The organism is Pseudomonas anatoliensis, assembly GCF_017976235.1.
Lineage (GTDB): Bacteria > Pseudomonadota > Gammaproteobacteria > Pseudomonadales > Pseudomonadaceae > Aquipseudomonas > Aquipseudomonas anatoliensis.
In genome coordinates this window covers 1,031,621-1,056,999 of the sequence record NZ_JACVHC010000001.1, presented here as the reverse complement: position 1 = coordinate 1,056,999, position 25,379 = coordinate 1,031,621, and the positions used below count along the sequence as shown (strand labels likewise).

The window sequence follows — 25,379 nt, the reverse complement described above, 5'->3', positions numbered from 1 at the left end:
TTTGCGCCAAAACACTCGCAGAGTGCGCCATCAACGAGGCGCTACGTCAGTAAGCCGCTTGCCTGCGGCTCGGAGCCTGGAAAAATGTCCCACCTTCAAACCAGCGCCGAGCGCTGTAGATTACCCCGAGCGTTCTGGCAATCGATCGAACAACTGGGGCTGAATCCCTCGTTGATCCAGGCGCACGCTCAACTGCCCCATGACCTTCATCTGAACGAAGCTGCCGTCGTCAGCACACAGCAATTGTTTGCCGTGTGGAACGCGATCGAGGCGCTTTCAGCAGACCCGGCCTTCGCGATAAAAATGGTCCGCGATACGCCCAGCGCGAAACACAAACTCGCGTTTCTTGCAGCGCTATATGCGGCCAGTTTTCGCGACGCACTAGCGAGGTTTTGCCGTTTCAAGCGCCTGTGCAGTCCCGACCAGATTTGCATAGATGAGCGTGAGGACAGGGTGCTATTCACGATTCAGTGGCCTTCTGGTGCAGGGCTTGTGCCGCATCTCTCGGTGGATGCCTGTTTTGCTTTGGTACTTGAACTGGGTCGACGAGGCACCGGTAAGCACCTGAAGCCTCTTGCACTGAGCTTGAGGCGCCCGCCGCAAAGCCTGGAAATCCATTCGAGTTACTTCGATTGCCCCATTCAATTCGGCGCGGCTCGTGACGAATTGAGCATGAGCGCCGCCGACCTCGATCTGCCATTTCTTCAACACAACCCGGAAGTGCTGGACATGATGACGCCCGGCCTTAGCGCTGCGATGCGAGAGATCGAAGCGCCGGCTGGTTTCTGTGAGCAGGCGATTGAAGTTCTGAAGCGAGCCTTGGCGGATGGTCGGCCGAGTTTGCAATATCTCGCCCGTGAACTCTTGCAAAGCGAGCGCACCTTGCAACGACGATTAACGGCGGAGGGTACGACGTTCAGCGCGCTGCTCAACGAGGCCCGGCGCCAGGCAGGATTGCACCTGCTGGCTGACAAGACGATTGAGCTGAAAGAGGTGGCTTACCTGCTCGGCTACCAGGACGTTAACTCTTATTACCGGGCGTTTCGGCAATGGGAGAACGTTTCACCAGGTGAGTGGCGACGCGCCAACGCATGAGGTTTTAGTGGGTAGAGACAGAGACTGATCAACGCCTCGCATAAATAATTTGAACGGCTCTTGGGCGCGCTCACCTAATGATTAGCTTGTGAATAATCACACAGGCAATGTGCCAATATCGGCATTCTCCGAGAGGTGATCAACGTGGCTAAAGACGACAAGAAAAGCAAAGGTGACGCTTCGAAAGCCAGTAAAGACCTGAAAGACAAAAAGTCATCACCGGCCAAGAAGTCAGCTGCGGCCTCGACGCTTTCCAAATCCTCCGACAAGAAGGACAAAAAGAAAGATGCCGAACCGAAGAAGTCTGCAAAGAAGGCTGATAGCAAGCCAGAAAAGACCAAGAAGACAGAGAAGGCTGATAGCAAGCCAGAAAAGGCCAAGAAATCAGAGAAGTCTGATAAGCCTGCAAAGAAGAAAAAGTGACACCTGCTATCTGCTAGGGCTTTACGCCCTAGCTTTCTTCAAGCCATTGGCTCCAAACCTTCAGGCCAGTTCTTCAACCCTGTGCACATCACCCAAGGAATCACGCTGCATCGACTGCAGGTTTTTCTCGATGGTTTCGCACAGCGCTTCCATCTGAATCTGGTGCTCACTGAGGCGAAACGGGCTCTGTAGATCCGTGCCGATGCGCTCGATGGCCAGCAGCATGAAACCCACCACGGTCGAAGCGAGCGGGGTGAACCAGCCCAGCGATTCCACCAGCCCCACCGGTACGATCAGGCAGAACAGCGAAATAAACAGCCGTGGGAAATACACGTAAGGGTAGGGCAGCGGGGTATTGGCGATCCGCTCCATTCCGCCCTGGCTGTTGGACAGATCGACCATGGTCGATTCCAGCCGCGCAAGGCGAATACTGTCCAGGCGCCCGGCCTTGTATTCCTTCGCCAGCAGGGCAGCAGAACCGGTGAGGATGTCGTTGGCGAAGTTGTTGGTGGTGCCGCTGCGGGCGAACTCGTCGGCAGGGATAAACGCGCGAACTTCTTCCGGGCAAGGCTCGCCCTGTAGATGCGCCGCGAGGCAATTTACATAGGCCACGTGGCGGCGCAGCAGGGTCGATTTGACAGGATTGACCTCATTGTCCGGGTCATCCAGCAATGTCAGCACCTGCCGGGCGTAGCTACGCGAACTGTTGATCATCATGCCCCACAGCGTGCGCGCCTCCCACCAACGGTTGTAGGCGCTGCTGTTGCGAAAACTGATCAACACCACCAATGCAGAACCGAGCAATGTCAGGGGCATCAGCGGCAGGTTGATCTTGGCATTGAGAAACAACATGAAGTCTACGGTGACGGCGATATCCCAGAGCAATAACCAGAACAGTGCCCAGCCCACATAGCCCATGGTTTTGATGATCAGACGGTATTTTTTGATGATGGCTGCTTTCAAACGGAAACCTCGAGGTGAGCAGTAAGCATTAACGCCTTAGCTCGGACGGTGTTTTCGGGGTAAAGGTTCGGCGATTGAAATACCTGTCGTCCATTCGTCCAGAATGCGGCACTCCTCAGAGCGGATCGCCTCTGAACTTCAAGCACGGACTTCCCGCGCCCCGGTTGGAGAGCCAGCATGGAAATTGATGAAAACGCGCCAGGCAACAAATCTCAGCAGGAAGTGACACGCACCACGGACAACGAGACCGGACACGATCCGCAGCGCGATGAACCTGAGGTCCCGTTGCCAGCAGACGACGAAGCGCCGGTCGAGGAAGACATGAGCGATGTGGATGCGAATAACTCGGTATCGAGCGAGCATCCTTGATCAACATAATCGAGCAAAAAAAACCGGCATTTCGCCGGTTTTTTTATGTTCTGCAATCGGGGGATCGGCAGATCAGAGCGCAGCTTTCACCTGCAAGCCAAACACCAGCGCATTGTCGATGTCTTGCCCGGAGAACGCTCCCGGCTCGATGATGTACTGCATATTTGGGCGCAGGGTCAGCCAGGGCGTGGCCTGATAACCGTAACCGAGTTCGATCAACTGTTCGGCGCTGTCCAGATTCGGGAACGCTGTGCCGTTGTTCAGCGCGGCGTCTTGTTGCACATCGCGACTGCGCGGGTTGGGCACAGCGCGGCCATAGCCCAAAGCAAGCGTGTCACGCGGCCGGCCTTCGAACGGTTTGTACAACACCACGCCTGTGCCGTACCACTTGCTGAAAGGCGAAGCGGCAGAACTGGCTGCCGAATACTGACCGAAGGCGTGCAGGCTGCGACCTTCGGACGCTTGCGAGCGCCACACCGCCTGGTCGACGAGCAGGTAATGACCACCGCGACCGGACACCTCTTTGTCGCTGTCGATGCGTTTTACATCGGAGCTGTCGTAGTAGTAACCAACCTTGTATTCACCCGGTAAGTCCCCCGCGTGCTTGTACACCAACTCGATCGGCACCACGGTACCCGTCGTGTGTTTCGGCCCAAGATGCCACGCACGGCTGGAGTCGCCGTTGCTTTCGGGGTCTACATTGAATGCGGCCACACGCAGTTGCCACGCTGGCGACAGGTCGTATTTCACCCGCACGCCCAACCGAGCGTTGGGGTAGTTGGTCCAGCCGCTGCCGCCGGACATGTTCAGCGGGTGGCCGCAGAAACCGGCGTTCATGAAGTTGCATAGAATGCCACTGTCCAGGCCGCCGAGGTCGTTACCCATGGCCATGTAGCCGAGTTTGACGTTCAGCGCCGGGGTGAAGAGCGAACGCTCGTAGCTCAACTCGGTCAGGCGGGTGTAGAGGCCACCGTAGTTTTCCTGAATTGGCAGACGGTTGCCGACCAGATCGTCGGAGGCGCTGTTGCCGCGGCGGTCGTTGATGGTCAGTTGGACCTTGCCGGCGTTGTCCACGCCATACAGTTTGCTCAGGTCGAATTGCACGCCGAGCTTGATGTTCTGCGAGTAACGCGCCGAACGATGCAGCCCGCCGTCGGCATTGTAGGCCATTTCACCGCTGTAATCGCCGGTGAACTTGACGCCATCTTCGTCCATCTGGTGGCGCAGGCCGCCCCAATCGCCAGTCAAGGTATTGCGGGTCAACAGGTTCGAGTCGGCATCGGCGAAGGCGGGCAGGGCGGTGCTGCAAGTCAGGCCCAACAGCACGCCGTTGATCCAGCCGATATGAGAAAAACGAAACATGGAAATCTTCCTGGTGAAATCTTCAGCGATAGGCATAAAGCGGCGCGGCACCCGAAGGTGCCGCGCACAAGTGCAATGAAGTGGCTCGCAGATGTTTACGGCAGCGCGTAAGCCATCACGTAGTCGCCACGATCGGTCGACTGACGAGCACCACCGGCGGTGACAACGATGAACTGCTTGCCGGTCTTCGGCGAAACGTAAGTCATAGGGCCGCCCTGGCTGCCCACAGGCAGACGCGCCTTCCAGACTTCTTCACCGTTGCCGCTGTTGAAGGCGCGCAGGTAGAAGTCTTGAGTGCCGGCGATAAAGATCAGGCCACCTTGGGTCGACAGGGTGCCGCCGAGGGTTGGCAGACCAACCTTGATCGGCAGGTGCATGCGGATACCCAGCGGACCGGTGTCTTCAACAGTGCCGACCGGCACTTGCCAGGCGACTTTCTGCGTCTTCATGTCGATGGCAGTCAGCGTGCCGAACGGCGGCGCCTGGCAAGGAATGCCGGCGACCGACAGGAAACGGTTTTTGTTCACCGCGTAAGGCGTGCCCTTGAGCGGCACGGCGCCCATGCCGGTGTTCAGCGATTCGCCACCGGAAGCGGCCTGAGCCTTGTTCTGCGACGGGATCATCTGAATCCACAGACCCAGGCGCATGTCGTTGACGAAGATGAAACCGTGCACCGGATCAGTGGAGATGCTGCCCCAGTTCATGCCGCCCAGCGAACCCGGGAAGCTCAGCGACTTGTCGGTGCCCGGCGCGGTGTACAAGCCGTCATAACGCATCGACTTGAAATCGATCCGGCACAACAGTTGGTCGTACGGCGTTGCGCCCCACATGTCCGATTCGGTCAGGTGCTGAGCACCGATCTGCGGCATGCCCACCGATTTTGGCTGGGTTGGCGAGTACGGTTCGTTAGGGATGTTGGCCGCTTTGACCGGCACTTCTTCAACGTCGGTCAGCGGTTTGCCGGTAGCGCGATCCAGTACATAAATCTGGCCAGCCTTGGTGCCGATGACCAGCGCCGGAACGGTTTTGCCGTCCTTGGTGAAGTCGATCAGGCTCGGCTGCATCGGCAGGTCGAAGTCCCAGAGATCGTTGTGAACGGTCTGGAACACCCACTTTTCTTCACCACTGTTGGCGTCCAGCGCGAGGATCGACGCACCGTAGGTGTGATCCAGTTTGCTGCGCTCCACACCATAGATGTCGGTGGAAGAACTGCCCATCGGCAGGAATACGGTGTTGGTCGCCGCGTCGTAAGACATCGGTGCCCAGCTGTTCGGCGTGCTGCGCACATAGGTGCTGCCGTCGGCTGGCGCGTTGCGATCCTGCGGGTTGCCTGGGTCGAATGCCCAGCGCATGGCGCCAGTCATCACGTCGAACCCACGGATCACGCCGCCCGGCATGTCGGTTTGCACGTTGTCGGCCACACGACCGCCAACGACTACGGTGGTCCCGGCCATCAACGGGGCGGAGGACAACTGATAGTAGCTGTCCGGGACATTGCCCAGACCGGCCTTGAGATCAACCTGGCCATTGTTGCCAAAACCCCGGCAGAACTCGCCGGTGTCGGCATCCACGGCAATCAGGCGTGCGTCGATGGTGTTGGTCAGCAAACGACGTTGGCAGTGGGCAGGGAGGGCGTCGGCCGTTTCTGGAGCGACTGGCGAGTTTTCTGGCTTGGCGACTGCCGCAGTGGCGTCGAAGTAAGCCATGCCACGGCAACGCTGCCAGACTTTCGATTGCGCGTTGATCGAGTTTTTCCAGATTTCCTTGCCGGTGTCGGCATCCAGCGCGATCAGGTTGTTGTGCGGGGTGCAGATGAACACTTTGTTGCCGACCTGCAGCGGGGTGAGCTGGTCTTCGGCACCGTTGCCATCGCTCTCGGCGACGTCACCGGTGTGATACGTCCACGCGACCTGCAATTTGTCGACGTTGGTACGGTTGATCTGGTCCAGCGCGGCGAAGCGGCTGCCACCTTCGGTATTACCGTAGTGAGCCCAATCCTTCTGCGCCTTGTCAGGCTCGACAGGGGTGAGGCCCGGGCCAGTGCCGGTCGCGGCAACTGTCGGGTGGGCGACGAACATATTGCCGGCCGCGACAGCCAGTGCCACTGCCAATACCGCGGCAACGCCATAAGCGCCACGGCCAGGCACACCGCCGTTGGCGCGGGTCAGCAGGGGATAGACCAACGTAACGGCCAGGCCGACCGCGCCGAACATGAACAGACGCGAGAACAACGGCCAGAACACCAGGCCCACGTCGCTGACTGCCCAGACGGCCGTTGCCAGCAGGAACGCCGCAAACAACCAGGCACCGGCCGGCTTATAGCGCGCGATCAGCAAACCGGCGATGGTCATGACCAGACCACCGACCAGGAAGTACCACGATCCGCCGAGGCCGACCAACTTCACGCCCCCGGCCGCGAGGGCCAGACCGAGCAGGGCGATGATCACGCCCAACCCGATCAGAATGAATTTTGATACGCCAGAGACGCGTTGACTTTGCTTCACGTTGAGAGCCCCGTTGAAATGAAGCGCGCATTATATAGTTAGGTAACTATCTAGTTAAATCACAATTTCACCTTCAAGCGTAGTTCGTCCTTGTATCAAGCGCTCCATCGCAAGGCCCTGCACACGTCAGGCGTTTGCTGCGTTTGGCCAAATGCTGACGACAGGCGCTAAAATCGGCGGTGAGCGCCGCCCGTCGCAAGCGCACCGTGAAAATTGCAATTATTCCTTTCGACCACGTTTCAGATCATTGTGGATTGCCTGCACCGCTGCCGATCCCGGCGCGGACGTGCGATGTACCCACTTCAAAAAAATCAGGAGGAGCAATGTCGCAACCTGTTGCGTCTGCAAGGCCGACTCAAGCGTCAAACCGGCGCTGGATGGGCATGATGTTTTGGCTGGTACTGGCAGGGGTGGCAGTGCTGTTGCTGGTCAGTGGCTACGGTGCCTTGGTGAATGCCGACCGCGCTAACTTGCAACTCGCCGTACTGGGTGGACTTTCCGGATTTGGTGCAACCGCGCTGGGCGCCGTGGCAGCCATTGCGCTGCGCGACATCTCGGCGCGCACGCAGGACACCATGCTCGGCTTCGCCGCCGGCATGATGCTCGCCGCCAGTTCGTTTTCATTGATTCTTCCCGGTATCGAAGCCGCTCGGGAGCTTAGCGGCAACCCGATGCTGGCTGCGGGCATCGTCGTGCTGGGATTGGGACTGGGGGTGGCGTTGATGATCGGACTCGACCGATTTGTCCCTCACGAACATGCCGAGAGCGGTCGGCGCGGGCCGGAAGTGGAGCGCATCAACAGGGTCTGGTTGTTCGTCCTGGCGATTACCTTGCACAACTTGCCGGAAGGCATGGCCATCGGCGTCAGTTTCGCCAATGGCGATATGCAGGTCGGCCTGCCGCTGACCACAGCCATTGCCATCCAGGACATTCCCGAAGGTCTGGCGGTGGCGCTGGCCTTGCGGGTGACCGGTATTTCAGCACTGCGCGCGGCGATGATCGCCATTGCATCCGGCTTGATGGAGCCATTGGGCGCCGTCGTCGGTCTGGGCATTTCCAGTAGCTTCGCGCTGGGTTACCCGATTGCACTGGGGCTTGCTGCTGGCGCGATGATTTTTGTGGTGTCCCACGAAGTGATTCCCGAAACGCACCGTAACGGCCATGAAACACCGGCGACGCTTGGGCTCATGCTGGGCTTCGGGGTAATGATGTTTCTCGACACGGCGCTGGGCTAGTCGCTCATCTCCGGTTTGAACTCCTGGCCTGAGTGTTGCGTCCGTTGCTGAGAGGGCCTCACTACCGTTTAAAGCCTCGCACCGGGGGATCCGTGCCATGAATGCCTACAAGAATCTGCTGAGCGATACCGAAGTCAAAAAACTCGCCGCACTGGATCGTTGGCACGCGGCGTTTGACGATGTGACGTTGCGTCGGGATAACCCGGACGGCTATCACGAAGAGCTGATTCGCCGGGCCGATGAACTGGACCGCTTGGGGAAAATAACCTTCGAAGAGTGGCGGGTGTTGCGTCTCGACGCTGATCAAGCCTGGCTGCGTGCGGTATCTGGGGATGACTATCGGTAAAGTGGTTTTCAACTATGGAGATTATGTGTCCACATTCAACATCGAGGCCGTGACCCGGTCAGAGATTGCCGAGGTCATCGACTTCGTCATGCAGGCTCGCGCTGAGCTTTTTCCGAAGCTGAGCGCCACAGGAATCCCGCCAGATCTGGCGAATTTTGAAGAGACTTACATCAGTGGCGCCGGACGTTTTCTGGTCGCCCGTAATGAAGGCCGCATCGTCGCCGCGATCGGTTATTTACCCTATGACCAGCGCTTCGAACACCTCGACTATCAGCAACTCGAGGTCGTGGAAGTGGTGCGGCTGTTTGTCATTCCCGAGTACAGACGCTCAGGATTGGCCAGTGAGCTTTACCAGACGTTGAAATCATCAGCCGAAGACGCCGGAGTCGACGTGATCTACCTGCACACGCATCCGTTCTTGCCGGGTGCGATCAATTTCTGGCTGAAACGCGGTTTTCAGGTGATCAACGTCGATCCCGACCCGGTCTGGCAGACGACTCATATGGATTGCCGAATTCAGAACTGACGGATCAGGAAGAGCGCAATCGCAGGATCTGCGCGCCGTCGAAAGGGTCGGTCAGGTAATGGGCATGCACCCCGAACGTGTCGAGCAGGCGTTGCGGGGTCAACACCTCAAGTGGTTTGCCGAGGGCGACCAGGCGACCCTTTTCCAGTACGGCCAATCGATCACAAGTCAGTGCTTGATTGAGGTCGTGCAGGGCAATCACCGTGGTCACCGGCAACGCTTGAACCACATTCAAAATAGACAGTTGATGCTGGATATCCAGGTGGTTGGTGGGTTCGTCCAGCAGCAGGATTTGCGGGCGCTGGGCGAGGGCGCGCGCGATGTGCACACGCTGGCGCTCGCCACCGGAAAGGCTGCGCCAGGAGCGATTGCGCAGATGCGTCGCGTCAACATCGCGCAAGGCCTGATCGATAATGCCATCGTCCTCGGCAGACCACGGACTGAGCGCCGACAGCCATGGCGTTCGACCCAGCGCCACGGCATCAAACACGCTGATCGCGTCGAGGGTGTCCGCCTGCTGCTCAACCACCGCCAGCGTTTGCGCGATGGTTCGGCGCGACAGCGTCTTCAACCGCTGGCCGTGGAGATGGATGTCGCCACGACTGGGCGTGCGTACGCCGCAGAGCAATTTCAGCAAAGTGGATTTGCCAGAACCGTTGGGGCCGACAAGGCCAAGGGTTTCGCCGCGACGGATGTCCAGATCAATCTCGTGCAGCAACCGCGCATCGCGGATATCAAAGCCGAGGCCGCAGCAACGCAGCACCGATTCGCCGACCACCGGGGACAGCGCATTCATCGGGCATTCCTCCGGCCGATCAGGATCAGCGCGAACACTGGCGCACCGACCAGCGCGGTAATCACGCCGACCGGGATCACCTGGCCTTTGATCAGCGTGCGCGACAGCACATCAGCGGCAATCAAAAACACCGCGCCACCCAGTGCACTCGCGGGCAGCAGACGCGTGTGTCGAGTGCCGAGCAAAAGCCTTACAGCGTGGGGAATCACCAAACCCACGAAACCAATCGAGCCGACAATCGACACCATCACTGCCGTCACCAGTGCGGCGCAACTGATCAACAGCAACTGCACGCGCCGCACTGGTATCCCGAGCGATGCCGCTGAGTCGACGCCAAAGGTAAACGCGTCCAGCGCACGCCGATGCCACAGGCACACAACGAGCCCGATGACCGCCACCGGCACCGCCAGCCACACCGATGGCCAGCGCACGCCGCTGAGATTGCCGAGCATCCAGAACATGATGCCGCGTGCCTGTTCGGAGCTGGCCGACTTGGTGATCAGAAATGCCGTGAGCGCATTGAACAGTTGCGAACCGGCGATCCCCGCCAAAATGATCTGGCCGGTATTACCCGGTGAGCCAGCGGCGCGGCCGAGCAAAACCACCACGGCGAACGCCACAACAGCGCCGCCAAACGCACCAACTGACATGGAAATCGCCCCGGCACCGAAACCCAGCAACGCGACCATCACCGCGCCCGTCGAGGCACCAGCGGAAATGCCGAGCAGATACGGATCGGCCAACGGGTTGCGCAGCAGCGATTGCAGAATCACCCCGCAAGTCGCCAGGCCTGCGCCGCAAGCGGCAGCCACCAGCGCGCGAGTCAGGCGATAGTTCCAGACAATGCCTTCGTCGATCGGATCAAGCACATAACCGGCCGCCCACAGTTTGTTGGCCAGCACCTGAAACACCACGATGGGATCAATGGTCGTCTCACCAATGGCCACACCGGCAATCACCGCTAAAAGCAGGATGGCCAGTGCCAACAGGGTGCGTATCAACGTCGCGGTCATTTGGACAGGTCGTAGCCGTTGATGGCGCTCGCCAGTGCGGCGATGCCGTCGAACGTGCGCATGCTGGCCTGCATGGCCATGGCGTCGAGAATGATGATGCGGTTGTTTTTCACCGCGTCCATGTTGCGGGTTACGGGATCGTTGCGCAGGAATTCCAGTTTCTTCAGGTAGTCGTCAGCCGGGAAGCGCCGACGATCCATGCGCGCGATGACCAGGAACGTCGGGTTGGCTTTGGCGATGGTTTCCCAGCCGACAGTTGGCCATTCTTCATCGGACTCCACGACGTTGCGCACGCCCAGCGTGTTGAGCATGAAGTCTGGAACGCCCTTGTGTCCGGCGACGTACGGGTCGATATCCAGACTGGCACTGGAAAACCAGACCAGTGCGCTGATGTCTTTCGATTTCTTGTCATTCGCCATGGCAATCGAGTTGGCGAGGCTCGCCTTGAGGTCTGCGTTCAACTGTTGAGCGCGCGCCTGGACATCAAAAATCTCACCGAACTGGGTGATGCTTTTATAGACGCTATCGATGCGAAACGGCGCCAGACGCGTGCCGTCGGCACCGACCAGATTGTCCTTGGCCTCGCAGTCAGACGGCATCAGATACGTCGGAATCTTCAGTTCGTGAAACTGTTCGCGGGTGCCGACCGCGCCTTGTGGCCCGACCATCCATTCCAGCTCCACAGCCACCAGTTGCGGGCGCTTGGCGATCACCGATTCGAAACTCGGTTCGTTATCGGCCAAGCGCTCGATGTTGTCGTTTTGCGCTTTGTACTGAGGCAGCACATCGTTGAACCACAGCGAAGTGCCGACGATTTTTTCACCCAGTCCGAGGGCGAAGAGCATTTCCGTGCCGGCCTGGCCGATTGTCACCGCGCGCGCCGGGGCCTGCGCGAAGGTCAGCGTGCTGCCGCAGTTTTCAATCGTCAGGGGGTACTGCGTCGGTGCAGCGTGGGCGAGGGCGCTAACACCCAGGCCAACGACGAGGGCGACAAAACGAGGCAACAGCATGATGCAATCTCCATTTGAACCGTACACGGAGCCAGGGTGCAGGTTCTGGAAACACATCGCTCACGCTGCCTTGAAAGCAGTGCCAGGCCGATCACCGAAGTGACGCGCGCACAAGGATGTCCTTCCCGGACACCCCGCCGGTTAGTGATTGTTGCTTGGCCGGCAGGTCTCCTGACTGATGCGTCGTCGCCTGCTTCAGCCTTCCCGGGAGCAATCCCAGTGGCAGTTCAGAAGCAGGCTCGGCATCTACAGTTGCGGGGGCAGTTCCGTTTGATGCGCGGGGCGCATCACGGATTCCCTATTAATCCCAATTGGAAACCGGCGGGCGGCATGGTATCCGATCGTGGCGGTTGAGGCGAACGGGCGTGCTCGCTCAAGCGATGGGGCAGCGCCAGCAGGAGGGGCGATGGTGAGAACGGACCAGTCACATACTTTTATGCGAAGCACTTTTGCGCCACCTATTCAGTTACTGCAACGATTCAGCGCAACTTGTATCCTTGCGTTACAAGAGGACGAATGGCCCCAGCTATTGCCCTGACCCAATAGTCGCGGGAACGGAAAACCGGACTTTCCTTAAGGTAATAACGTGAAGCGTGATTCGCACCTGGTTGTGCTTTTGCTGTTCGTGATCGGTTGCTCTCTGGCGTCATTGACGGTCTGGAAAGTATTGGCTTCTCGAGATCGGGCACTGGAGGAAGTGGATGTCCACGGCTTGAACCTGACCCAGGCGCTGTCTACCTACTCCGAGGGGATTGTCCGCCAGAGCTCGCTGCTTTTACTCGGGCTTGTCGAGCGTCTGGAAATCGAAGGTAGCGGCCCCGCGCAGATTCAGCGGCTGAGTGCATTGATCATCCGCCAGGAACCATTGATGCCACAGCTCAGTGGTATCACGATTTACGACAATCAGGGACGCTGGCTGATGTCCTCCAATCGACCGATTCCGGCCGGGGCGAATAGCAGCGATCGGACCTATTTCATTCATCATCGCGACGATCCCAGCCGTGAGACCTTTATCGGTCCGCCTATCCAGAGCCGTTCGAATCAGGAATGGGTGATCACCGTCAGCCGCCGCTTCAATGATGCGCGCGGAGAGTTTGCCGGGGTGGTGGCGGTCACCTTGGGCGTCGAAAACTTTCTTCGGTTGTTCGGAAAGATCGACGTGGGGCAGGAGGGCGCCATCGGGTTGTCTTACACCGATGGTACGTTGCTGGTTCGTTATCCATTCCGCGAGCAGGACATGGGCCGCAACTTTTCCAAATCGCCCATCTATGCCAAGTATCTTGTGGATCGATCAGTCGGCACCGCGTCGTTTACCTCCAGCCTGGATGGTGTGGAGCGGCTCTACGCCTTCCGCAAGAGTGACCGGCTGCCGTTGATAACGACGGTCGCACTCGGCAAGCGCGAAGCCCTCGCCGCGTGGCGTACGGAGGCATTGTTGTCGGCGGTGGTGGTCACCGGGCTGCTGGGGCTCACGGGCCTCATTGGCTGGTTCCTGATTCTGGATATCCGTCGGCGTACCAAAGCCGAAGATCAGTTGCGAGGCACCCAGCAGCAGTTGCTCTCAACCAATCGGCAGCTGGAGTTGCTGGCGATGAAAGACGCCCTGACCGGTCTGGCCAATCGACGCTGCTTTGATCAAAGCCTCGCCATGGAAGCCCGGCGCGCACGACGTGACGGCACGACGTTGGCATTGCTGATGATCGATATCGACCACTTCAAGCTGTTCAACGACTCACTCGGACATGTTGCCGGAGACGCCTGTCTGCAAACCGTTGGCAGAATCCTGGACGAATGTGTGCGGCGCCCCTCAGACCTGGTGGCTCGATATGGCGGTGAAGAGATGGGCGTGATCATGCCGGACACCGACATCGAAGGTGCCGCAGTCGTGGCGCAACTGATCATCGACCGCTTGCAGCAAGCAAACATCCCGCACAACGCCAGCCCGCTCGGACGCGTCAGTGTCAGCATCGGGATTGCGACAGCCACGGGGCTGGAACTGGATCACCTGCAAGGTTTGATCGAGGTAGCCGATCAGGCGCTGTACAACGCCAAGGCCCGGGGTCGGAATCAGTATGTAAGGGGTGGGTCGTGACAGGCGATCGCCTTTAGGTCTGGCACGGCATCAAAGGGCCTCTTCAAGCATTCGTGTTTTGCTACCGACAAAAGCACCTTCTCACGAGCCTGCGACTTCCTCTAGCGATTGCAGTTTTTCTAGCTACGCTTGCCAGCAAGAGAACGGCGTCAGCGCGCCCACTCGTTACTGGTCACGAAAGGGAGCCGACATTCATGGACAGCGTGCAGGACCTGTATCCATCAGCAACCGTCCTGGTGGTGGACGACACCCCCGACAACCTGATGCTGATCGCCGAGTTGCTCAAGGACAAATATCGGATCAAGGCAGCCAACAGCGGCGAGAAAGCACTGCGTCTTCTGCAAAGCGATCCGCTTCCCGACCTGATCCTGCTGGACATCATGATGCCCGGCCTGTCCGGGTATGACGTTGCCGAGCAGCTCAAGGGTGACCACCGTACTCGCCATATTCCGATCATTTTCCTGACTTCCATGGTTGCGACAGAGTACGAGATTCGCGGTTTGAGTCTGGGGGCTGCGGATTACATCACCAAGCCGATAATCCCCCCCGTGCTGTTGGCCAGGGTCGAGACTCAGATCAAGCTCAAGTCGGCGGCAGACTTCCTGCGCAATCAGAATGAATTCCTCGAGCAGGAAGTGCAGCGCCGGACCCGGGAGGTGATCGCCATCCAGGACGTCACTATTCACGCCATGGCATCGCTGGCCGAAACCCGCGACAACGAAACCGGCAACCACATTCGCCGTACTCAACACTACGTAAGATTGCTGGCCGAACTGCTGCGTGAGCATCCGCGCTTCCGGCACTTCCTCGATGAGGAAACCATCAAGCTGCTATTCAAATCAGCACCGCTGCACGATATAGGCAAGATTGGTATCGCTGATCGCATCCTGCTCAAGCCGGGACGTCTTACTGCGCAAGAGTTCGAGATCATGAAGACCCACACCACACTGGGGCGCGATGCGATCCAGCACGCCGAGGATCAGTTAGGAATCAAAGTCGACTTCCTTCATCTGGCCAAGGAAATCGCCTACGGCCATCAGGAAAAGTGGGATGGCAGTGGTTATCCGCAAGGGCTGGCCGCCGACGACATACCGATCAGCGCCCGTTTGATGGCCCTGGCGGATGTCTACGATGCGCTGATCAGTCGTCGCGTGTACAAGCCCGGCATGCCCCATGAACAGGCAGTCGAGATTATCCGCGAAGGCCGCGGTTCGCATTTCGATCCGGACATCTGCGACGCGTTTCTGGCCAATGCCGAGCAGTTCCGTGAAATCGCACTGCGCTTCATCGACAGCGACCACGACATGGCGAGGCAGTTGGCCTTGCTTGAGCAAAACGCTGACCACTCCTGAGCCCTTGGCATCACTGCACATCAAGCTGAACGAGGCCGTATATGAACAGACTGTTCGAGCTGCTCGAGCGCCTGTCCCTGCGCAATAAATTGATCATCGGCTTCGCCGCACTGCTGATGTTGAGCCTCGTACTGGGTGTGCAAAGCCTGCGCACCCAGTATTCGCTCAGGTACGAAATGCAGCAGTTGTACCAACAGGATCTGGTCGGTATCCAGCATGTGCAGGAAGTCCGGGTGCAGTTGCCGCATCTATTGCTGGCAATGCAGCGCGCAATCGCTACCAACAACGCAGACATCCGGATCAGCGCCAGAGCCCAGATGGCCGTCGCCCAGAAACGCCTGCTCGATGCTCTGGAGCAGCTTCGACCGACACTGCGACGACAGAGCAGTCTCAACAGCCTGTTGGAGTTCGAAGTGGTGTTGCGGCGTCTGCAAAAAGACGGCGATGAAGCACTGGAGTTCGCCGGCAAGGGCTCCCTTGGTCAGGCCCTGACATTACTCAACAGTAAGGATTTTCTCGCGCTGGAACAGGGAGGCGACGAGTTGCTCACTCAGATACAGAAAAACAAGGAAGCCGACATCCACGATATGGCGAAGAGTCAGGTTGAGTATGCACAGCGAAGCAGCACGATCACTTATGTCTTGCTGCTGGGCGGTTCGACGCTGGCCTTGCTCTTGACCTGGCTGGTCAGTCAATCCATTCGCGTGCCGCTCAACCGTGTGCGCGTGGCGGTTGACGAGTTGGCTTGCGGCAAGCTGGACGGTCAGATTCCTCACACCGATCTTCGCAACGAAACTGGCGACCTGGCGCGTGCCATTGCCACGCTGCAACTGGAGGCTCGTCAGCTTGAGCGCCAGCGCTGGGTCAAAGCCCACGCCTCGCTGCTGCAAGTGGATCTGCAACAGGCGGAGACGCCGCAACAGTTGGCGCAGGCTTTTTTCAGCCGTATCGCGCCACAGTTGGGCATGTGCCAAGGGGCTTTGTATGTCCTCTATGAGGGCGCGTCACGTCTTCGGTTGGTCGGCGGTTATGCGGTGGATAGTCAGCAGCCTCTGTCGACTGAGGTTGAACTCGGTGAAGGATTGCTCGGCCAGTGTGCACTGGATCACCAACCTCGCCAGCTCGACGATCTGCCTGAACGGTTCTGGCATGTGCGCGCGCAATTGGGTACAGCCCCCGCCAGCCATCTGCTGGTTCAGCCTGTGCTGCGTGGCGAGCGCTTGCTTGGCGTTCTGGAAATGGCCGGCTTTCGACCGCTGGTAGAAAATCAGGCGTTGCTCTTGCAGGAAGTGCTGCCCAGGCTGGCCGGTGCCATGGCGATCATGGAGCGCAGTGAGGCGGCTCGGGCACTGCTGCTGGAAACTCGTCGCCAGGCGGACGAAATGGGTGCGCAAACTTTACTGCTGGAACACCAGGCCAGAGAACTTGAAGCCCAGCAGACGGCACTGCGTGCTACCGAGGCCTGGTATCGCGGCATTATCGAGGCGGCACCGGATGGCATGTTGGTACTGGGGGCCGACGGCCGCATTCTGATGACCAATCCACAAATGGACACGCTGTTTGGTTATGAACAAGGCGAGCTGATCGGCGCCAGCATTGAGCGTCTGGTGCCGCAGGCTGCACGCCAGCGGCATGTCGGATTGCGCGACGGTTTCATTGCCAGCGGCGGAACCCGGCAGATGGGCGGCGACCTCGGTGACCTGAGCGGCGTGCGCAAAGACGGCAGCCTGTTCTCCGTGGAAATCGGCCTGTCCCATTTGCCTCGCCTGGAGGGCCGCGGCGTCTGCGTTTGCGCCTCGGTGCGTGACGTGAGTGAGCGCAGGGCGATGGAGGCGAAACTGCGCACTGCCAGCGATCGCCTGAATCTGGCGCAAGAGGCCGGCGACATCGGCTTGTTCGACGTTGATCTGGTCAGTGGTACAAATTACTGGACGCCCCAGCTCGAAAGCCTGTTCGGTCTGGAGACTGGCGCATTCGGCGGCACGCTGGAGCACTGGAAGGCGCTGGTCCATCCCGATGACGTAGCGCGCGTCAGCAGCACATTCGAGAACGCCGTCCAGCGGGGCGATGATCGCGTCGAGTTCGACTTGCGCATCGTGCGTAAAAACGATGGAAAGGTGCGCACATTCCGATCGCTCAACCGCTTCTCACGCACCCCTGACGGTAAGCCGTTACGTGCGACCGGTATCAACATCGACGTGACTGCGCTGGCAGAGGCGAGGGCAGTGGCCGAAGAGGCCACGCGGGCCAAGAGCGAGTTTCTCGCCAACATGAGTCATGAGATCCGAACGCCGATGAACGCCATCATCGGCATGAGCCACTTGGCGTTGCGTACCGAACTTGATAAGCGCCAGCGCAACTACATTGAAAAGGTACACCGATCGGCGGAGAACCTGCTGGGGATCATCAACGACATCCTCGATTTCTCCAAGATCGAGGCTGGCAGGATGAGCCTTGAACAACTCCCGTTTCGCCTCGAGGACGTACTCGACAGCTTCGCGGCCATGATTGGCCTGAAAACCGAAGACAAGGGCCTGGAGCTGCTGTTCCAGATCCCGCCCGACCTGCCCACTGCACTGCTCGGAGATCCCCTGCGTCTTGGCCAGGTGCTGATCAATCTGGGTAACAACGCCGCCAAATTCACCGAACGCGGTGAGCTTGTGGTCGGCGTGGAAAAAGTCAGTATGCACAACGAGCGCGTGGAGCTGCATTTCTGGGTGCGCGACACGGGCATAGGCATGACAGTCGAGCAGTGTTCACGCCTGTTTCAGTCGTTCAGTCAGGCTGACAGCTCGATTACCCGCAAGTACGGTGGCACCGGGCTGGGCTTGTCTATATCCAGGAAGCTGGTGGAACTGATGGCCGGCCGCATTTGGGTCGAAAGTGAGCCTGGAGTCGGCTCCACGTTTCATTTTCAGGTGCAGCTCGGTGTGCAGCAAGACGCTCAGCCGCGCCGAATGTTCAAGGCCGGCGAACTGATGGGGCTGCGGGTACTGGTCGTGGATGATAACGCCAGTGCCCGTGAAATCCTCTCGGGTATGGCTCGCAGCTTTGGTCTGGAAGTGGACGTCGCGCAGTCCGGTAGTCTGGCCCTGCGCATGCTCGGCGACGCCGAACTCAAGGCGCTGCCGTACGATCTGGTCCTGATGGACTGGCGGATGCCCGGCATGGATGGCATGGAAGCGGTGAGCAGAATGCATTCCGCCAGCCTGTTGCATACGCCATCGGTGATCATGGTCACTGCCTTTGGCCGCGAAGAGGCTTGCGAGGAAGCCGACCGACAGGGTATCCAGTTGCCGGTGGTGTTGACCAAGCCCGTCACACCGTCCTCTTTGCTGGAAGCCATTGGTATGGTGCTGGGAAAAGGCCTGAACGGCGATACTCGGGCTGGCGAACGCGCCCAACTCAACGCCAGCACCGTAGACAGCTTGAAGGGTGCGCGGGTGCTGCTGGTCGAGGACAACGACTTGAATCAGGAACTCGCCTGCGAGCTGCTGGAGAGTGCCGGAATGCGACTGCGACTCGCCAGGCACGGCCAAGAGGCGCTGGACATCCTGGCCGAGGATGACGACTTCGATGGCGTGCTGATGGATTGCCAGATGCCGGTTATGGACGGCTACACCGCGACCCGGAAAATCCGCCAGCAGCCGCGCTTCAACGCTTTACCGGTAATCGCCATGACCGCCAACGCAATGGACGGTGACCGCGAGCGAGCGCTGAACAGTGGTATGAATGACCATATATCCAAGCCACTCAATGTCGAGGCCATGTTCGCCACATTGGCAAAATGGATCAGTCCACGGGCAGCTCTTGCATCGCTGAATGCAACGCTGTCGGATCGGTTGCCAGACCGTATCGAGGGTATTGATGTGGCGGCCGGTTTAGCCACCTGCATGCAGCGGCGAGACCTTTATTTACGTCTGCTGTGCAAGTTTCGCGACACTCAGGCAGGCTTCGCCGAGCAATTCGAGGCCGCACTCGACGACCTCGATCCTGGCGCCACCGAACGACTGGCGCACAGTTTGCGCGGCAGTGCCGGCAACATCGGCGCCATGGCCGTGGCTCAGGCTTGCGCGCTGCTGGAACAGGCCTGCCACAACGGCGAGTCTGCTAGCGTGCTGCGAAAGCTGGCGGCGCAGGTCGAAAATTGCTTGCTCCCGACCTTGGCGGCGCTGGCCAACCTGACCGCAAACGCCCCGGCATCAATAGATGATGGTGTGCTGGTCGGGTCAGAAATCAGTGAGCGACTGAACAGTCTCAAAGATCTTTTGGTACAAGGTGACACCGCGGCACTGGACGCAGTTGCCGAACTTCGCCACATGCCACTCGCTCGGGTCTTGGCAGAACGTCTGGCGCTGGTTGCCGAGCAGGTGGAACTGTTCGACTTTGATCGTGCTCTGGAACTCTTGCAGGAGGGGTAGGTTTTGCCGGGAGAGGGCGTCAGGTCAAGCCACCCTTGAATTGATCGCTGATCAGCTCCGCCAGCATCCGCACCGGTTCGGTAAAGCTTCGGCGAGAACGATGAACAAGCCCGATATCGCGGTGGAAGGTGTGGGGGCCCAGGTCAATTGCGCGAACGCCTGCCGGCCATTCCGGCTTGGGTGTTGTCTGCGGTACCAGCGCAACCCCCACGCCGTTTTCGACCAGTTTGATGATGGCCTCCAGCTCATCCAGTTCGCAGACTTCGTGCAGGGTGAAATGCATCTGCCGCAGAAAACGGTCGACTTGCCTGCCGCCGAAAGATGATCGGTCGTAGCGAATGAATGGCTGGCTGGACAGCAGCTCCGACCAGTCGTCTCCCTCCACTTCGCGGGGCACGATCAGACGGTAGGGCTCAAGCGCCAGCGTCGTCCAGCGCAGGTCACTCTGAAGCGAGAAGGGCGGGCGGATGATGGCGGCCATGTCGATCTCGCCGGCGTCAACGAGGTTCACCAACTCCATCGACAGTCCCGGAATAACACGAGTGCGGCACTGCGGACATTGTTGGTGAAACCTGGCCAACGCATCAGGCAAACAGGAACGCTGCACCGACGCGATGGCGCCAATGTTGACCAGCACGCTTGCCGGTTGTCCTGCCGTCGTGGAGCCCAGATTCTCGTAAAGCCTGAGCAGCTCCTGCGCTTGCAGGAGTATCTGGTGACCCATTTTGTTGAGATGGGCCGAGCGGCCTTTCCTGTCGAAAATCTCGAAGCCGAGTTCAGCCTCCAGGCGTTGGATCTGCGCGCTCACGGCGGCCTGCGTCAGGCCGATCTTGTTGCCGGCTGCGGCAAACGTGCCTTCGCGCGCCACGGCGATAAGTGTCTTGAGTTCTTTGATCATTCACAAATATTAATTGTGTTTCTGAGAAATATATATTGATTTTTATGTTTGGTTTTCCGCCCTAGGATGTTTCCCATCCCCGGCAACGGCTGAACCCAGAGAGCCAATGACGGTGGGAATGTTCGCCAATCAACAAAAAATATTACTGGAGTTCTGATGAGCCTCTCGCCATTCCATCTCGCAATCCCTGTTTACGACCTGGCTGCTGCGCGCACCTTTTATGGTGAGGTCTTTGGTCTTGAAGAAGGGCGTTCCAGTACCCAGTGGGTCGATTTTGATTTTTATGGTCACCAATTGGTGATTCACGAGCATCCCAAAACCGTTTCTCAGGAAAGCGTGCATAGCAACCCGGTCGACGGGCACGACGTTCCGGTTCCGCACTTCGGCATCATTTTGGGTTGGGAGCAATGGGAAGCACTGGCCGAGCGTCTGAAGTCGTTTGGTACCGAGTTCGTCATCAAGCCGTACATTCGCTTTAAAGGGCAGGTCGGTGAGCAAGCGACCATGTTCCTGTTTGATCCTTGCGGTAATGCACTCGAATTCAAGGCCTTCAAGGACATGAGCCAGCTCTTCGCCAAGTAACAACGCTGATGGCACAACAGCGTTGTGCCATTTGATCTCAAGTGAGCTGGAAGCTCATGACTCTAGCAACTGCGAATAGACGCAGACCTTTCATTCCAACAAGAAGGCTAGACATGAAACGTATTCCCTTGGTGTGGCAAATCGTTGCCGGGCTGTTGCTTGGCGTGCTTGTCGGTTGGTACTTCAATACGCATCCGCAATATCAAACTTGGGTGAGCGGGGAGATTCTCAAACCGCTCGGTGACATCTTTATCAAGATGATGAAGATGGTGGTTGTACCGATCGTGTTCTGTTGCATGATTTTGGGCATTGCCGGCGGTGGCGATAACAAGTCGTTTGGCCGCATGGGTATCAAGTCGCTGGGGTATTTTTTTGCGATTACCGCATTGGCCATTGTGATTGGCTTGTGCTTCGCCAACGTCTTCGAGCCGGGTAAAGGCACCGACATTTCCGGTATTTCGCACAGTACGGCGGCGATCAGCATGGAGCCGTCCAAAGGCGCGTTGGTGATTTTGCAGAACATCGTGCCGGACAACGTCTTGGTGGCAATGTCGGAAGCCAAGCTGCTGTCAGTATTGTTTTTCGCCGTGCTGTTTGGTCTGGCATTGAATGCGCTGCCGAGAAAAAAAAGTGCGCCGGCAATCGCGGTTGTACAGAGTATTTCGGATGCGATGTTCAAGGTTGTCTCGATCGTCATGGCCTACGCGCCCATCGGCGTGTTCGGCATGATTGGTGCCACTGTCGCGACCTTTGGCTTTGCTTCGCTGTTGCCCTTGCTCAAGTTGATCGGGGTGGTTTATCTGGCGCTGATTGTCTTCGCGTTAGTGATACTCGGCGGTATCTGCTACTTGATTGGTGAAAACATTTTCAAGTTGATCCGCTACTTCCGTAATGAGTTGATTCTGGCGTTTTCGAGTGCCGCCTCAGCCGCCGTCATGCCGCAGTTGATGACCCGCCTGGAGAACTATGGCGTGCCGCGGCGGATCGTCAGCTTCGTGGTGCCGGTCGGTTATGCGTTTAATCTGGATGGCGCATCGATTTTCCTTGGGGTGGCGACAATCTTTGTGGCGCAGCTCTACGGCATCGACCTGTCGCTGTCTCAACAGATTTTGCTGGTGGTGACGATGGTGCTGACGTCGAAGGGCGCGGCAGGGGTGCCAGGTTTTGCCATCATCATCTTGTCCGCAACATTGGCGTCTGCCGGGTTGCCATTAGAGGGCGTGGCGTTGATCGCCGGCATTTTCAGGATTATCGACAGCGGCACCACCACGCTGAACGTATTGGGCAACGCCATCGCACCACTGGTGATCGCCAAGTGGGAGAGGGTTGCACTGGAGCCTTCACGTACTCAACCAGCAGCTGCGGCCAACCATGCGATAAACAGCCGCCTTTGAAACAGCACTTATCACGAGTAAGCGCCTGCTGGCATTGGGGCGTTTTTTTTTACTTATTAACTAGACGACCGGTCTATTGGTCTGGAGATTTTATGACTGATACAGCTTTTGACACTGATCTTTTTTCGCCCACGAACATGGGCGCGCTGCAATTGGCTAACCGCATTGTCATGGCCCCCGTGACACGTAGCCGAATGGCTGACGACGGTGTACCGAATGAGATGCACGCCACTTATTACGCCCAGCGCGCCAGCGCAGGCTTGATCATCGCCGAAGCGACGAACATTTCTGCTCAGGGGCGCGGCTATGCCATGACGCCGGGTATCTGGTCGCAAGAGCAGGTCGCCGGGTGGAAAAAAGTCACCGACGCCGTGCACGCGGCCGGCGGCAAAATCGTCAGCCAGTTGTGGCACGTCGGGCGTTTTTCCAGTGTCGAGTTGCAGCCTGACGGCGCCGCGCCTGTAGCACCTTCGGCAATCAAGGCTGAAGGCAGCACATACACCGAAAAAGGCTTTGTCGAGGTGTCGATGCCTCGCGCGCTGGAGACTTCGGAGATCCCGGGGATCATCGAGCAATACAAACGGGCTGCGCAGAATGCCAAGCGGGCAGGGTTCGATGGTGTGGAAGTGCATTCGGCCAACAGCTATCTGCTCGATCAGTTCCTGCGCGACTCGACCAATCAGCGCACTGACCGCTACGGCGGCTCAATCGAAAACCGCGCTCGACTGACGCTGGAAGTCACCGAGGCCGTGGTTTCGATCTGGGGCAGCGACCGGGTCGGTATTCGCCTTTCGCCAGTAACACCCGATGCGGGGAATACGCCCCCCGACAGCAACGTCATGGCGACTTACGGTTACCTGATTCAGCAGCTCAATCAATTCGATCTGGCCTACCTGCATTTCGTTGAAGGCGCTACTGCCACATCCCGCACGGTCCCCGAAGGCGTGGACCTGGACGCTCTGAGTGCGCAGTTTGAAGGCGCGTTCATTGGCAACAACAACTACGACCTGCAAATGGCGCTCGAGCGTCGGGCCCAAGGCCGGATCGATGCAGTGGCATTTGGTCGTTTGTTTATTTCCAACCCGGATCTGGTAGAGCGCTTGCGCCGCGGTATCGAGCTGACCATCGCCCCACGCGAGAGTTACTACGGCGGAGGCGCCAAAGGCTACATCGATTGGCCTACCGCTAGCGCCTGAGTAGCAACCTTGCGCATCAAGCACGGTGCAACAGCATTCACCGCAAAGAGGCAAAGAACATGAATTATCTGCAAAACAAAGTCGCCATCGTCACCGGCGCATCGTCTGGTATTGGCGCGGCAACCACCCGTGCGCTGGCTGCACAAGGCGTGCGTGTGGTTGCTGCCGCACTGGATGAAAAGGGTCTGGAGTCCTTCGTCGCGCAACTGCGCGAAGCTGGCAATGAGGTTGTTGCTTTCACCACTGACGTGACCCAGCCGGATCAAACCCAGGCACTCGCCAGGTTTGCCCAGCAAACCTACGGCACCGTCGACATTCTGGTGAACAACGCCGGGCTGATGCTTTTTTCCAACTGGGTCGATCTGGCCGTGCAGGATTGGGAAAAGATGATCGACGTGAACATCAAAGGCTATCTCAACTCAATCGCCGCGGTGCTGCCGTTGATGCTGGCGCACAAGTCCGGCCAGATCCTCAATATGGATTCCGTTGCCGGCCATCAGGTCGGGCCAGCGGCAGGCGTGTACAGCGCCACCAAATTCTTTGTCCAGGCCATGACCGAATCGATGCGCAAGGAACTGGGCGTTCAGCACGGCATCCGCGTCAACACGGTCAGCCCCGGAGTCATCAATACCGGCTGGGCAGACAAGGTCAGTGATCCAGAAGGGCGCAAGGCCGCTCAGGCGCTCAACAAGATTGCCATCGCGCCCGACGATATCGCCCGAGCCGTCATTTACGCACTCAACCAGCCTGAAAACGTAACCGTCAACGACCTGGTCATCTCGCCCACTCGTCAGGATTGGTGACGCCTGGGCCGAACCTTCCCTCCAGCGCTTCAGATCAGAACGCTGGACCGCTCCATCACAGAAAGGAAAACGTCATGTCTACAAACATCAAAGCCGTACCGACCGCTGATTACAACGCGGTCATCGCCACTGCCAGTCAGTACGTCGAAGGTCTGCGGGTCGGTAGCGCTGATAGCGTTGCCCAGGCCTTCCATAAAGACGCCGTGATGTACGGCTTCACCAATGGCGAACTGCTCGGCGGTCCGATCAAAAACCTGTTTGATTTCGTGCAAAAGAACGGCGCTGCGCCGGATATCACCACTCGACTCGACGTGTTGGCGATTACTCCAACGACTGCGGTAGTGCGCGTTGATATGGAAAAGGACGCGATCGGCGCTGACTACAACGACTACCTGACCCTGATCAAAATCGACGGCGTCTGGAAGGTTATCGCCAAGGTGTATCACCAGTTCGACGTGTAAATGTCGACCGATCCCGGCTCGCTTGATGCCGGGATCGGCCAGTTGTCTTTTTAAGGATCTATACAATGCCGATGGTTGAATTTTCCGCTGTCATGGACAGCGAGGCACAACGCGTCTGGAGCGTGGTGAAGAAGTTTGGCGAGATTCACAAATGGCATCCCGCGATTGTTCAAAGCAACATCGAAAGCGGCGGGCCTGACGGGTTAGTGGGCTGCGTGCGCAAACTCACGCTGGCTGATGGTGCGGTGGTCACGGAGCGGTTGTTGTCAGTCGATGACCGCGCGTTAATGCTGGCCTACCGTTTTGAGCAAGCGCCGCTGCCTCTCGACAACTATGTGGCATCGGTTCGCTTGGTGGCTTTGACGGGGCAGAACAGAACCCTCGTTACCTGGTCTGCAAGTTTCGATCTGCAAGAACCGAATACCGCCGAGCACTATCAGGCGTTGATTCGAAAGCTGATCGTTGATGGTCACGAGGGGTTGCAGGCGTTTGTTGTTCAATGATGGGAGATAGCCGTTAGCGTCATGTGCTGCAGATG

General features: G+C 58.5%; 22 protein-coding genes and 1 riboswitch. Of the genes, 15 read left to right on the top strand and 7 right to left on the bottom strand.

Annotated elements, in window-relative coordinates:
* The first annotated feature begins 84 nt into the window (after positions 1-84).
* Positions 85-1,095 carry an AraC family transcriptional regulator gene (locus ICA16_RS04645; protein ID WP_210700059.1) on the top strand — a complete coding sequence of 337 codons (1,011 nt, stop codon included), beginning with the start codon at positions 85-87 and terminating at the stop codon, positions 1,093-1,095.
* Between the two features lie 135 nt (positions 1,096-1,230).
* The gene (locus ICA16_RS04640; protein ID WP_191626453.1) at positions 1,231-1,518 is read left to right on the top strand and encodes a hypothetical protein; all 288 of its coding nucleotides are present in this window, start codon (positions 1,231-1,233) and stop codon (positions 1,516-1,518) included.
* Positions 1,519-1,578: 60 nt separating this feature from the next.
* Here the strand turns inward: ICA16_RS04640 and ICA16_RS04635 are convergent, their stop codons facing one another.
* Positions 1,579-2,481 (bottom strand): bestrophin family protein, encoded by a 903-nt coding sequence (locus ICA16_RS04635; protein WP_150615658.1) that lies wholly within the window; start codon positions 2,479-2,481, stop codon positions 1,579-1,581.
* 177 nt (positions 2,482-2,658) lie between these two features.
* Here ICA16_RS04635 and ICA16_RS04630 point away from each other — a divergent pair, with 177 nt between their 5' ends.
* The gene (locus ICA16_RS04630) at positions 2,659-2,850 is read left to right on the top strand and encodes a hypothetical protein (RefSeq protein WP_150615657.1); all 192 of its coding nucleotides are present in this window, start codon (positions 2,659-2,661) and stop codon (positions 2,848-2,850) included.
* A 72-nt stretch (positions 2,851-2,922) separates the two neighbouring features.
* On the opposite strand, the gene ICA16_RS04625 is transcribed toward ICA16_RS04630, so the two are convergent.
* Positions 2,923-4,212 carry a carbohydrate porin gene (locus ICA16_RS04625; RefSeq protein ID WP_210700058.1) on the bottom strand — a complete coding sequence of 430 codons (1,290 nt, stop codon included), beginning with the start codon at positions 4,210-4,212 and terminating at the stop codon, positions 2,923-2,925.
* Between the two features lie 95 nt (positions 4,213-4,307).
* Positions 4,308-6,716, bottom strand: coding sequence for a glucose/quinate/shikimate family membrane-bound PQQ-dependent dehydrogenase (locus ICA16_RS04620; protein WP_210700057.1), 2,409 nt, complete (start codon positions 6,714-6,716; stop codon positions 4,308-4,310).
* A gap of 323 nt (positions 6,717-7,039) precedes the next feature.
* Between ICA16_RS04620 and ICA16_RS04615 the strand changes: the two genes are divergently transcribed.
* The 3 genes from ICA16_RS04615 (at position 7,040) to ICA16_RS04605 (ending at position 8,823) form a co-directional block, all read left to right on the top strand.
* Positions 7,040-7,951 carry a ZIP family metal transporter gene (locus ICA16_RS04615; RefSeq protein WP_150615654.1) on the top strand — a complete coding sequence of 304 codons (912 nt, stop codon included), beginning with the start codon at positions 7,040-7,042 and terminating at the stop codon, positions 7,949-7,951.
* 97 nt (positions 7,952-8,048) lie between these two features.
* Entirely contained in the window at positions 8,049-8,297 is a 249-nt protein-coding gene (locus ICA16_RS04610; protein ID WP_210700056.1) for a hypothetical protein, read from the top strand.
* Positions 8,298-8,322: 25 nt separating this feature from the next.
* Positions 8,323-8,823: a GNAT family N-acetyltransferase gene (locus tag ICA16_RS04605; RefSeq protein WP_338049897.1), complete on the top strand. Its 501-nt coding sequence runs from the start codon at positions 8,323-8,325 to the stop codon at positions 8,821-8,823.
* Positions 8,824-8,827: 4 nt separating this feature from the next.
* Here the strand turns inward: ICA16_RS04605 and ICA16_RS04600 are convergent, their stop codons facing one another.
* From ICA16_RS04600 to ICA16_RS04590, 3 genes are read right to left on the bottom strand one after another with little or no spacing between them, the layout of a single operon-like run.
* Positions 8,828-9,619 carry an ABC transporter ATP-binding protein gene (locus ICA16_RS04600; RefSeq protein ID WP_150615653.1) on the bottom strand — a complete coding sequence of 264 codons (792 nt, stop codon included), beginning with the start codon at positions 9,617-9,619 and terminating at the stop codon, positions 8,828-8,830.
* Positions 9,616-10,632 (bottom strand): FecCD family ABC transporter permease, encoded by a 1,017-nt coding sequence (locus tag ICA16_RS04595; RefSeq protein ID WP_150603467.1) that lies wholly within the window; start codon positions 10,630-10,632, stop codon positions 9,616-9,618. Before ICA16_RS04595 ends, ICA16_RS04600 begins: the two co-directional genes overlap by 4 nt.
* The gene (locus tag ICA16_RS04590; protein ID WP_210700054.1) at positions 10,629-11,642 is read right to left on the bottom strand and encodes an ABC transporter substrate-binding protein; all 1,014 of its coding nucleotides are present in this window, start codon (positions 11,640-11,642) and stop codon (positions 10,629-10,631) included. Before ICA16_RS04590 ends, ICA16_RS04595 begins: the two co-directional genes overlap by 4 nt.
* Before the next feature lie 144 nt (positions 11,643-11,786).
* A riboswitch (cobalamin riboswitch) is annotated at positions 11,787-11,979 on the bottom strand.
* A 249-nt stretch (positions 11,980-12,228) separates the two neighbouring features.
* Here ICA16_RS04590 and ICA16_RS04585 point away from each other — a divergent pair.
* From ICA16_RS04585 to ICA16_RS04575, 3 genes are all read left to right on the top strand, one after another.
* Positions 12,229-13,734, top strand: coding sequence for a GGDEF domain-containing protein (locus tag ICA16_RS04585; protein ID WP_150615651.1), 1,506 nt, complete (start codon positions 12,229-12,231; stop codon positions 13,732-13,734).
* Positions 13,735-13,928: 194 nt separating this feature from the next.
* Positions 13,929-15,086: an HD-GYP domain-containing protein gene (locus tag ICA16_RS04580; RefSeq protein WP_150615650.1), complete on the top strand. Its 1,158-nt coding sequence runs from the start codon at positions 13,929-13,931 to the stop codon at positions 15,084-15,086.
* 41 nt (positions 15,087-15,127) lie between these two features.
* Positions 15,128-19,507, top strand: a complete 4,380-nt coding sequence (locus ICA16_RS04575) for a response regulator (RefSeq protein ID WP_210700053.1) — start codon at positions 15,128-15,130, stop codon at positions 19,505-19,507.
* 19 nt (positions 19,508-19,526) lie between these two features.
* On the opposite strand, the gene ICA16_RS04570 is transcribed toward ICA16_RS04575, so the two are convergent.
* On the bottom strand, positions 19,527-20,405 hold the full coding sequence (locus ICA16_RS04570) for a LysR family transcriptional regulator (protein WP_150615648.1): 879 nt from the start codon (positions 20,403-20,405) through the stop codon (positions 19,527-19,529).
* Positions 20,406-20,561: 156 nt separating this feature from the next.
* On the opposite strand from ICA16_RS04570, the gene ICA16_RS04565 reads away from it, so the two are divergent.
* From ICA16_RS04565 to ICA16_RS04540, 6 genes are all read left to right on the top strand, one after another.
* The gene (locus tag ICA16_RS04565) at positions 20,562-20,987 is read left to right on the top strand and encodes a VOC family protein (RefSeq protein WP_210700052.1); all 426 of its coding nucleotides are present in this window, start codon (positions 20,562-20,564) and stop codon (positions 20,985-20,987) included.
* A gap of 113 nt (positions 20,988-21,100) precedes the next feature.
* On the top strand, positions 21,101-22,381 hold the full coding sequence (locus tag ICA16_RS04560; RefSeq protein ID WP_210700177.1) for a cation:dicarboxylate symporter family transporter: 1,281 nt from the start codon (positions 21,101-21,103) through the stop codon (positions 22,379-22,381).
* A 92-nt stretch (positions 22,382-22,473) separates the two neighbouring features.
* Positions 22,474-23,577 carry an alkene reductase gene (locus ICA16_RS04555; protein ID WP_210700051.1) on the top strand — a complete coding sequence of 368 codons (1,104 nt, stop codon included), beginning with the start codon at positions 22,474-22,476 and terminating at the stop codon, positions 23,575-23,577.
* Positions 23,578-23,636: 59 nt separating this feature from the next.
* The gene (locus ICA16_RS04550; protein ID WP_210700050.1) at positions 23,637-24,380 is read left to right on the top strand and encodes an SDR family oxidoreductase; all 744 of its coding nucleotides are present in this window, start codon (positions 23,637-23,639) and stop codon (positions 24,378-24,380) included.
* 74 nt (positions 24,381-24,454) lie between these two features.
* Positions 24,455-24,841: a nuclear transport factor 2 family protein gene (locus tag ICA16_RS04545; protein ID WP_150603476.1), complete on the top strand. Its 387-nt coding sequence runs from the start codon at positions 24,455-24,457 to the stop codon at positions 24,839-24,841.
* A gap of 65 nt (positions 24,842-24,906) precedes the next feature.
* Positions 24,907-25,344 (top strand): SRPBCC family protein, encoded by a 438-nt coding sequence (locus ICA16_RS04540; RefSeq protein ID WP_210700049.1) that lies wholly within the window; start codon positions 24,907-24,909, stop codon positions 25,342-25,344.
* The last annotated feature ends 35 nt before the right edge of the window (positions 25,345-25,379 follow it).